10 protein-coding genes and 1 tRNA gene are annotated in these 9814 nt (G+C 71.4%); 4 read left to right on the forward strand and 7 right to left on the reverse strand.

What is annotated here, in order from left to right; translation table 11 throughout:
• The first annotated feature begins 22 nt into the window (after positions 1-22).
• On the forward strand, positions 23-1558 hold the full coding sequence (gene der, locus FZ988_RS13270) for a ribosome biogenesis GTPase Der (protein WP_246169491.1): 1536 nt from the start codon (positions 23-25) through the stop codon (positions 1556-1558).
• Positions 1555-2691, forward strand: coding sequence for a hypothetical protein (locus FZ988_RS13275; protein ID WP_246169492.1), 1137 nt, complete (start codon positions 1555-1557; stop codon positions 2689-2691). The genes der and FZ988_RS13275 overlap by 4 nt, the downstream gene beginning before the upstream one ends.
• Here FZ988_RS13275 and FZ988_RS13280 read toward each other — a convergent pair.
• Positions 2667-3200, reverse strand: coding sequence for a GNAT family N-acetyltransferase (locus FZ988_RS13280; RefSeq protein WP_149204498.1), 534 nt, complete (start codon positions 3198-3200; stop codon positions 2667-2669). The genes FZ988_RS13275 and FZ988_RS13280 overlap by 25 nt on opposite strands.
• Positions 3197-3841 carry a hypothetical protein gene (locus tag FZ988_RS13285; RefSeq protein WP_149204499.1) on the reverse strand — a complete coding sequence of 215 codons (645 nt, stop codon included), beginning with the start codon at positions 3839-3841 and terminating at the stop codon, positions 3197-3199. Before FZ988_RS13285 ends, FZ988_RS13280 begins: the two co-directional genes overlap by 4 nt.
• On the opposite strand from FZ988_RS13285, the gene FZ988_RS13290 reads away from it, so the two are divergent.
• Positions 3819-4385, forward strand: coding sequence for a hypothetical protein (locus FZ988_RS13290; RefSeq protein ID WP_149204500.1), 567 nt, complete (start codon positions 3819-3821; stop codon positions 4383-4385). The two genes, FZ988_RS13285 and FZ988_RS13290, sit on opposite strands and share 23 nt — an antisense overlap.
• Positions 4386-4629: 244 nt before the next feature.
• Here the strand turns inward: FZ988_RS13290 and FZ988_RS18775 are convergent, their stop codons facing one another.
• On the reverse strand, positions 4630-5127 hold the full coding sequence (locus tag FZ988_RS18775; RefSeq protein WP_223145130.1) for a superinfection immunity protein: 498 nt from the start codon (positions 5125-5127) through the stop codon (positions 4630-4632).
• Positions 5128-5297: 170 nt separating this feature from the next.
• Here FZ988_RS18775 and FZ988_RS13300 point away from each other — a divergent pair.
• Positions 5298-5371: transfer RNA gene (locus FZ988_RS13300), tRNA-Pro, on the forward strand.
• Positions 5372-5972: 601 nt separating this feature from the next.
• Here FZ988_RS13300 and FZ988_RS13305 read toward each other — a convergent pair.
• The 4 genes from FZ988_RS13305 to FZ988_RS13320 all read right to left on the reverse strand — a co-directional run bounded on the left by FZ988_RS13305 (position 5973) and on the right by FZ988_RS13320 (position 9723).
• A complete protein-coding gene (locus FZ988_RS13305; protein ID WP_149204501.1) occupies positions 5973-7340 on the reverse strand; it encodes a hypothetical protein in 1368 nt (455 codons plus the stop codon).
• Positions 7341-7707: 367 nt separating this feature from the next.
• Positions 7708-7938 (reverse strand): hypothetical protein, encoded by a 231-nt coding sequence (locus FZ988_RS13310; protein ID WP_149204502.1) that lies wholly within the window; start codon positions 7936-7938, stop codon positions 7708-7710.
• A gap of 156 nt (positions 7939-8094) precedes the next feature.
• Positions 8095-8733 (reverse strand): HEPN domain-containing protein, encoded by a 639-nt coding sequence (locus FZ988_RS13315; protein WP_149204503.1) that lies wholly within the window; start codon positions 8731-8733, stop codon positions 8095-8097.
• A 144-nt stretch (positions 8734-8877) separates the two neighbouring features.
• On the reverse strand, positions 8878-9723 hold the full coding sequence (locus FZ988_RS13320; protein ID WP_149204504.1) for a hypothetical protein: 846 nt from the start codon (positions 9721-9723) through the stop codon (positions 8878-8880).
• Positions 9724-9814 lie beyond the last annotated feature (91 nt).

Below are 9814 nucleotides of genomic sequence, written 5' to 3' on the forward strand. Positions count from 1 at the left end.
CCGGCAGGGGAGGATGGTCCCCATGACCGAGCAGACCCCCGACGCCGCACCGGACGTCACGGACCTCATCGAGGACCCTTCCGGCCACCCCCTGATCGACGCCGGTGCCCCGGAGACCCCCGAGGAGGTCGCGCGCGAGCGTGCGCTGCGGGCAGGTCTCGACGAGTTCGACCTGGCAGAGGAGGACCTCGCGCTCCTCGGGGGCGGCGAGGAGCCGGCCGAGGGAGCCGAGCCGAAGGGTCCGCTTCCCGTGCTCGCCGTCGTCGGGCGCCCCAACGTCGGCAAGTCGACGCTCGTGAACCGGATCCTCGGTCGTCGCGAGGCCGTCGTCGAGGACAAGCCCGGCGTGACCCGTGACCGGGTGAGCTACCCGGCCGAGTGGGCCGGCCGCGAGTTCACGCTCGTCGACACGGGCGGCTGGGAGGTCGACGTCGCGGGCATCCACGCGCGGGTCGCCGAGCAGGCGGAGATCGCGATCGACCTGGCCGACGTCGTCCTGTTCGTGGTCGACGCGACCGTGGGCGCGACGTCGACGGACGAGCAGGTCGTGCGGCTGCTCCGCAAGGCGAAGAAGCCCGTGATCCTCGCGGCGAACAAGGTGGACGGCCCGCGGGCCGAGGCGGACGCCGCCGAGCTCTGGAGCCTCGGCCTCGGTGAGCCCCACCCGATCTCCGCGCTGCACGGCCGGGGGACCGGTGACCTGCTCGACGCCATGGTCGACGAGCTCCCCGAGGTCTCCGCGTACGGCGGCGCGCTGCGCCTGGGCGGGCCGCGTCGCGTCGCGCTCGTCGGGCGCCCCAACGTCGGCAAGTCGAGCCTGCTCAACAAGGTGCTCGGCGAGGACCGGGTGGTCGTCGACGCCGAGGCCGGGACCACGCGTGACCCCGTCGACGAGCTCGTCGAGCTCGGCGGCAAGACGTGGTGGTTCATCGACACGGCGGGCATCCGTCGGCGCGTGCACCAGACGTCGGGCGCCGACTTCTACGCGTCGTTGCGTACCCAGGCCGCGATCGAGAAGGCCGAGGTCGCGGTCGTGCTCGTCGACGCGAGCGTCCGGATGACCGAGCAGGACACGCGCGTGATCTCCCAGGTCGTCGAGGCCGGGCGTGCGCTGGTGATCGCGTACAACAAGTGGGACCTCATGGACGAGGACCGCCGCCCCTACCTCGAGCGTGAGATCGAGCAGGACCTCGTGCAGGTGCAGTGGGCGCCGCGCGTCAACGTGTCGGCCAAGACCGGGTGGCACAAGGACCGGCTCGTGCCCGCGATCGAGAAGTCGCTCGCTTCGTGGGACATGCGGATCCCGACGGGCCGCCTCAACGCGTTCCTCGGTGAGCTGGTTGCCGCGCACCCCCACCCGCTGCGCGGCGGCAAGCAGCCGCGCATCCTGTTCGCCACGCAGGCCGACACGCGTCCGCCGCGCTTCGTGATCTTCGCGACCGGGTTCCTCGAGGCGGGCTACCGCCGGTTCATCGAGCGTCGCCTGCGTGAGACGTTCGGGTTCGAGGGCTCGCCGATCTCGATCTCGGTGCGCGTCCGGGAGAAGCGCAAGCGGTGAGCCGGGCGCCCGGAGCGGCGGGCGCCGGTGGGGCGGCCCGGCGACGCCCGGGCGCAGCCGACGGTCGCGGGACGCCGGACAGGTCGGCTGCCGGCCGCGTGCACGAGCGCGGGCTGCTGCTCCGGCTCGGCCTGCCGCGGGACCCGGCCGCGTCGTCGCACCTGACCGGGTTCTTCGTGGCGACGGTCGCGACCGTGCTGCTCACGCGCGCGTTCCTCGCCGCCGCGGGCTACCCGCAGATCGGCGGGGGAGGGCTGCACGTCGCGCACGTGCTCTGGGGCGGGCTGCTCATGGCCCTCGCGTTCGTGCTGCTCCTGTCGTTCGCCGGGCCGGCCGTGCGACCCTTCGGTGCCCTGCTGGGTGGCGTGGGGTTCGGGCTGTTCGTGGACGAGATCGGCAAGTTCGTCACGTCGGACAACGACTACTTCTACGAGCCGACGGCGGCCCTCATCTACGCGGTGGTCGTCGGGTTCGTGCTCCTGGGCGAGATGCTGCACGGGCGGTCGCCGCACCACCCCGCCGAGTACCTCGCGGGCGCCGCCGACCACGCGGTCGCGGGCCTCGCGGGTGGCTTCACGCCGCGGGCGCGCGCGGAGGCGCACGAGCTGCTCGACCGGGCGGGACCCGTGGCCGGGAGCGCGGAGGTGCGCTCGGTGCTCGGCGCCGTGGACGACGACCCGCACGAGCTCCCCAACCCCGTCGACGTGGTCGGGCGCGCCGTCGTGCGCGTGATGCGTGGGCTCGTGTCGGCGCGGTGGGTCCCGTGGGTCACGGTGGGGGTGCTCGTCACGACGTCGCTGGTCACGGTGGGCCGCGGCCTGGCGGCGTGGTGGGGCGGCGCCGACGTGCCCTGGTGGGTGGTGGTCGGCACGCTGCTGGGCGCCGCCGTGTCGACAGGCTTCGCTGCGGCGGGGCTCGTCGTCGTGCGTCAGGATCGGCTCGACGGCTACGTCCTGTTCCGCCGCGCCGTGCTCGTCAGCCTGCTTGTGACCCAGGTGTTCCTGTTCCGGCTCCAGGAGTGGGCGGCGACGGCCGGTCTGATGATCGATCTCGTGGTGCTCGGGCTCGTGGCAGCGGAGCTCAACCAGATCAGCGCGGCGCGCGGGCGTCAGGGTGCGGGCCGGCCGAGGTAGAGCGTGTCGACGCCGGGTGCCCGGTCGTCGGCCAGCGTGGTGAGCACCTCGAAGCCGAGCCGGGTGAGCAGGGCCAGGTGGCCGGTGTTGGTCGACCACGTCCGCAGCAGGAGCCAGGCCGACGTCATGACGTCGCGGCGCAGCAGCGCGTCGTAGAGCCGCTGCGCATGGCCGGCGCGACGGTGGTCGGGCCTGACCGCGATGGTGCTGACGTAGGCGCACGGTCCGCGGTCGGTGAACAGCGGGTGCAGCATCGCAGGCCGGTAGGACAGGAGCGCGACGGGTGCGCCGTCGGACGTGACCAGGAGCGTGTCCTGGCCGAGCATCTCCTGGACGTACGCGTCGACGCCACGGGGTTCCCCGCCGGCGAGGTCGGTCTGCGTCGTCGAGCTGCGGCGTGCGAGGGACGGCACAAAGTCGTCGGCGACCTCCGCGACGAGGGCACGTACCGCATCGGCCTCCGCGGCCGTGAGCGTGCCCGCGGGACGGTGCGTGACGACCACGGTCACGGCGCGGCCGTCCGCCAGATGCTTCCGCGACGCCGGACCGCGCCCGGGCGGGTGCGCGCGTGCGCGGCGGCGTTGCGGCGGCGGATGAGCATCGCGAAGTTCACGGCGAAGCCCAGCCACAGCGCGAGACCCACGACGACCGTCGCGGCGGCCAGGACCCACGAGGACTGGAGCGCGGCGACGGCCGGCACCAGGCCCGCGATGGTCCCCGCGGCCGAGAGGCTGAACAGGATCTGGAGCCGCTGGGCGTCCCGCGCCTGCGTGATCTCAGCGATCTGTCGCGCGTAGTCGTCGAGCACCTTCAGGCGCCGCTCGGCGGCCGCCCGGTGGTCACGGAGCCCGAAGGCCGCGCTCAGGCCACGCGCGACGCGCAGCATCGCCGGGTCCTTGAGCATCAGGTCGAGGCTCTCGACCTCCACGAGGTCGCGCGCCAGGGCGAGCTGGGTCCGTGCGAGCTCGACGGAGATGCCCTCGCCTGCGCCCGGGTCCGCGTCGAGCATGTCCGCGTCGTGCGTGGCGATCCACACCTGGCACAGGTACCACTGGGCGTGGACGAGGCCCAGCAGGTCGAGCGTGGCCCGGAGGTCGCGCGGCCCGGCGTCGACGATTCGCACGACCGTGGACCAGCCCGTCGTGGACACCTGGAGCCCGGTACGGGATGTGCTCGACGTCGTGCGGGTGCTCGTCTGCTCGGGCCTGGTCGGTCAGGAGCAGGAGGGCGTCGACCTCCCCGCTCCGCGCGCGGGCCTCGTCGAGGACGAAGCACGGGCGGAAGTCGTGGAACGCGTAGAGGCGCGGTCGGGCCTCGAGCGCGCCGCGGCTCGCGAGCTCGGCGCGCAGGTCCGAGACGAGGGTGCGGTGCAGGTCGGTGTCGTCGTCGGACGGCTGCCACCCGGTGTGGGCAGCGAGGTGGGCGCTGAGCGCGCCCTCGTCGTGCAGGTGACGCAGGTAGTCGCCGTTCTTCCACCGCACGAGGTCGTCGTAGCAGGTGGTCGCGTCCACGTCGTCGGTGGGCGGCACGAACGCGTACTCGACGGTCGCGACGCCGAGCCACGGGTACACGCGCAGCGTCCGGGTGCATCCCCACGTGACGCCCGCGAGGACGGCCTGGTCCGGTGTGAGCTCGGCCTGCAGGACGGGCGCGTGGGAAGCGAGGTAGGAGAGGTTCCAGCTGCGTACGGCTGAGGCGTCCACGACGACGGGACCCACCACGTCGGGCAGGGACGCGAGGACGTCGCGCGCGGCGGCGTGGTCCGTGATGCGGCCGCCGAGGTCGTAGGCGAACGGGACGACCATGGTCAGCCGTGGGGGAGCGGCGGGCTCGTCGGCGTCGGGCATGGCCTGCGGGAGCCCGGAGAGGTCCGTCGTCACGGCACCACGATCGGCCGGCGGCCGCGTCGTATGAGCCCTGCCGGGTGGTGGACCGTCGTCAGGGCGCTCGGTGCCCGGTCCACGTCGCCCCGTCCCAGTACTGCTGACCCGCGCCGTCGGGGGCGGGGTACCAGCCTGCTGCCGGGCCCGCAGGGGTGGGCGCGGGCTGGGTGAACTGCTGCGCGACGACGACGTTCATCGCGCCCGGGCCGGCGACGACCTGATGCGCCTGGCAGGCCATGACGAGCGCGACGACCCAGCCGATGATGCTCCAGCCGAGCAGGAGGTCGATCACGGCGATGGCCCCGTGGTTCGCCTTGCCGCGGGACACCGCGACGGCCCAGGGCAACATGTAGCCGGCGGTCAGCACGGCGCAGACCCACGCGACGGCGACGACGGCGCCGTCGACCGGACGCTGGTCGGTCATCATCGCGGGCATCCCCTGCGCGTACCCGGGCCCCCACTGCTGGGCGGGCGTCCCGCCGTACGTGGGGACTGCCGGGACCCCGGCGTTCTGGTAGGTCTCGGGCGTCCCGTAGGGCTGGATCTGGCTCATGCACGTCCTGTTCGCGAAGCGCCCCGGAGCGGGCGCGGAACACGATCCCACGGGTGCCGCCCGTGGTGCACCGACGACACGGGTGACGTTCGTCGCCCGGTCCTACCGTGCCCCGGTTCCTGGTTCGGGGCGCGGCTGGGGTAGCATTCTCGTCGGCCCTCCGGGGCCATCGGGATGTGGCGCAGCTTGGTAGCGCACTTGACTGGGGGTCAAGGGGTCGCAGGTTCAAATCCTGTCATCCCGACAGTGAAACAGCAGGTCAGAGGCCCGCACCGCTTCGGCGGGGCGGGCCTTCTGGCTGCTGGGGAGCCTAGGGGGGAGCCTAAGTACGCCCTGGACGAACACGGACGCTGCCAGCACGTCTATGGACAGCCGTCAAGGAACCCGTTCGTCATGCCCAGGGCGCTGTGCTCACCGGGTAAGTGGCCAGCGCGGTCGAAGAGGTGCCGGCCGGTGTGCGGCACCACACGTGCGGCTGGCCCACCACACGGCGGTGGACGCGCGCAGGTCGCGGCTACTTGTTCCATTGACCTCAGGTCCGGTGCCTGGCGAGGTCCGGTCCAGGTGCCCGGGCTCTCGTTCTCGTCGCGGCTGCCCACGACTCGTCGTGTGGCTCTCTCATGGCCTGCGCACCTCGGGTGCAGCCTGGGCCGGGAGAGGCTCAAGAGGGTTCTGCTCAGCGGGCAGATACGGGCGAGCGCAGCCGCCGTCAACGCGGCATGACCGTGCGCCCTACCGCCGGTTCAGCTCGACTGCAGACGCTAGGACTCCGCAACAAGGAAGGATCTGCGTTCCGTGCTGGGGTCTTGTTATGTCGGGGCAGGCAGCGTCCGCGGGGAGGGGGTCTACTTCGACGGGCGGCGTAGGGCTGACCGGAGCTGACCTGAGACGTCGAGGGGTGGATCTACCGGGACGACGAGACTTCCCTGGAAGACGGCGTGGTGGTCCCGGGCGGTTGCTTTCCAGGAGCCCTCGAGCGCGGTCAACTTCGGATCGCGGACGACGAGGACCACTTCCTCGCCGAACTCTTCCGACCCTTTGGGTCGGAGCTCGGGCATCTCGAAGGTGCCCGTGACGGATCCGCCGTTAGTGAAGGATGCGCTCGGCCCGCCGGATGGCCGAAGGTTGCCGACGTCGAGGGACGGGAAGTGGTAGCCGGGAACGCTGTGGCTGAGCCAGGGTGCCTCACGGGGACCCCAGGGCCGCGGCTCACGCGGCAGGTGATCGTGAGCGAAGAAGCGTTCGGCAGCGTCGCACTCGACCTGCTCTACCGCGCCTGCAAGGTGCAGTTCCAGGCGAACATCGGACAGGTACCGGGTCGTCAGGTTGCGCACAACGAACGTCGTCGCCTGCCCATGGACGGCCACGAGTGCGTCGACAACCGTGGGCAGGGCCGCCTCGGCTGCAGCCGCCCACCGCGCGACTTCATCTCGATACTGGGCTTCGGTGCGCTTTTCCGGCACCGTCAAGCCGGCCGCGATGCCGCCCGCAGCGGAGAGCGCCGCCGCAAGGGCTCCGTTTCGGTCCAGCGGCGATGTGGGCGGAGAAGGCTTCGGCAACCGGTCAAGCAGGACCTGGCGCCGCTCGCCGACGTACTCGACAATCGCCTCCGGGTCGCAGACATACGCCCGAACGGGACCGCTGACAGCGACCTCCAGCTCTACGCTCGGGACGCCGCTCCGCTCGCGAGCACGGAGCAGGTCGAGCTCGCCGGACTTCGCGCGACGAGTCTCCCCGCGGGCCCTGACGTACACATCCCCGTCGCTCACCCCGTCACCGTCCTTGCGGCAGACGTAGATAGGGTCACCAGCCTTCGGCGCATCGACCACGATCACCAAGACGTCGCGTCCGTCTGCCACACCAACGCGCTGTGTGTCCCAGCGAGGCCCCTCGGTGCCCAAGAACGGTGTGAGTCGCTGCTCTAGTTCCAGATCCTCAACGGGCTCGACGCCCACAAGAGCGTCGTGGGCGACGCCGAGCACCATCACCGCATGCCCCTCAAGCGCATTGGCCGCCGCCTCCGGCAGGCGGTTCGCTGCGCCGAGGATGAACTTGGCGATCTTCGCGGCTCCGGAGCGGCTGAGGTCCAACTCGCGCTTCATCTCAAGCCAGTGCGTCTCCGCCGTGTCATCAACCTGCGCAAGACCCTCGACGAAGGATCGCCAGCCGCGGCTGCCCGTGGGAAGCTCCCGCTGCTCGATGCTCGATGCCACCTGTCCTCCATGCGGTCCAGGAACCCCCATCGCGTGTCAATCATCCGAGGAGGGCCGAGCCTCAAACGTAGCCGGGCCTGGTCCTGGAGCGGCTGGTCTAGGCCGTCGAAAGCTCGTGGTGGCTCCATGTCGACGGGCGCTCCGTCGAGGACCGTCGCTGCACAGGCGCTGCGCGCCGCGTCCTGGGCCGTGACAGGTTCACGGCTCACTCGGTCCGCGGCCGTGCGGGCGCAGCGACTCAGGCGCCCGTCCTCCTCAAGCTCGGTGGCGGTAGGAGGCGCGTTTGGCGAGTCGCCGGCTCGTCGGTCGAGACCGTGAATTCCACAGCGCGCCCCGCGGCAGATCCGGGCGGGCGGTCACGCAGCGATCACTCGAGGTAGCCGGTCGCGGGGTCCACCGCGGCGAGGAAGTCGGCAATGGAGCGCCTCATCGCTGCCTCGTCCATCGATGAGCCGTCCGAACTTCCCATGGAGAAGCCGTACTGATCAGGACCTGTCAGCCATTCGAAGTCGTACGCGCCGGCTCGCTCGGGCTGCTCTCGAACCACCCAGTCGTGCCCGTCCACGACGATGCGCCAAGGTCCGCCCACACGAGTCATCCTCGAACCCGCCGGGTCTGCGTCGTCCCACACGGCGTCCATCTCCGCGAGCGCCAGACTGCCGCGGCCGCCCAAGCGTGGGCCCAGCGCGCGAGCTCACGGGCTCGGTCCGAGGCGGCGCCGGCGTCGGGGTCCGTCACGGGGCGCGCCGCTGGGCTACCACGGGCGCGAGCCGTATCTGCCCTCCGCCGCGTCAGCGATGGCCTTGTCGAAGCTCTTCACGAGGTTGCTGAGGAAGCGCCGCCAGCTGCGGACCCCGGGCAGGTTGAGGCTCCCCGGCGTCGTGCCGCGGTGCACGATTTCGCCGCGTATGTCGTTGACGAGCTCGGTCAGCTCCGTCTGGGCCTTGGTGCTAGACACGGCCTGCCATCCGACGCTGTTGAGGACGTCCTCGCAGCCCAGGACGTGGTGGACAAGCTCGTTGGTCTGCCTGGACGCGGCGTTGTTGAAAGAGCGGATCTCGTAGGCCGCGCGGGTCCGGGCGACCGTCAGCCACCCGTCGTGGACGACGGCCCAGGGGTCGTCCTTGGCCTTCTTGGCGACGGCGGACCTTAGGTGCGCAGACAACAGCGTGTGGTCGTTCCGGATCGCCGGCTCCGCATGGTCGAAGACCTCCGTGACGGCCTGCTCGACGTAGTTTTCCCATGCGGTGACGAGCAGCACGATCGCGGAGCGCAGCAGCGGCCCGTTGTTGCCTACGGGACGGCCCGGCTCGCCGCTGCCCGTGTGCAGACCGAGCAAAGCCTCGACGTCTTGGTCGATCTGCTGGTAGACCCCGGTGGCTGTGGACGGCATCGCGCAACCGTAGCCGTACCAAGCACCGGAGCAGTAGGTGCCTCCCGGTGGGCGAGCCGGGCCAGAAACGCCCGTTCTGATCCTTTCGAGAGGCAGCAAGATCGACCGCTCATCGGCGTAACCGTGTGTGAAGAACGGATGCCCTTACGCCATGGTGATCGGAGACGAGCCAGTCGAGGCGGCTGTGAGCGGGCCGACGGGCGGCGTCGCCGAGACGCCGATCGGATGGGCAGCGACTTCGGCGTACAGGCGTGCCGTGGCTGCGGTGATGACGTCGGGTGCGTGGACGAGGCGCTGCTCCAGTCGAGCTGTGGCGAGGTCAGGGTGCTCACTCACGAGGTCGCGTGGCAACGTGGGAGCTGGCATGTACAGGAGGCCGGCTCGAGCCAGCCGATCGAACGTCGTTCCCTCGTGGACGGCGACGTCGGCCATGACCTGGACGGCGCCGTTGAGTCTCGCGGCGATCTGCCGCTCAGCCGACGTGAAAGGCGCAGACCCCCGACGGTGCTCGATCGGGGCGAGTTCGCGGAGGAGACGAGCGGCGGCTGCAGCGTCGTCGTGGATGCTTGTCGCGGGCGGCGTGAGGATGGCGAACTCCGACAGTGCGTGGTGGAGGCGCTGCCAGGTGCGGGCGTGCGTGACCAGGGCGCCGGCGCCCCGGTCCGCGCTGGCGGTGTCGGGCGCCTTGAGGTCTGCTCCATGGAAGGCGGCCGTGTGGGCGTGGACGGCGACGCCGAGGGCGGCCATCGTCCGCAGTGACGCCAGCGCGTCGGAGCGGTCACCGGCGAGCTCCCAGGTGGCCTGGCGGAGTCGGATCATCCGGTCCGTGAGCTCGGTGCCGGGGTTGTCCTTGCCTGGCCGCGACGGGACCTGCCCGAGAGCGTCGAGTTGAGGCTTGAGTGGTTGTGGCGTGTCGGTCGCGAGGCCGCGGGCGACATCGGTGAGGCGGTCGAGCCCGGGTAGTTGCCGGGCAACGACGCCGTGAGGCACGCCGGCTTGGATGGTGAACCGCCCCGGCGTGTCCGGAGACTTCAGTCCTTGGAAGGGTTGGGATCGGGGTCATGTCGAGTGGTGCGTCCAG

It is taken from the genome of Actinotalea subterranea (assembly GCF_008364845.1).
Taxonomy (GTDB): domain Bacteria; phylum Actinomycetota; class Actinomycetes; order Actinomycetales; family Cellulomonadaceae; genus Actinotalea; species Actinotalea subterranea.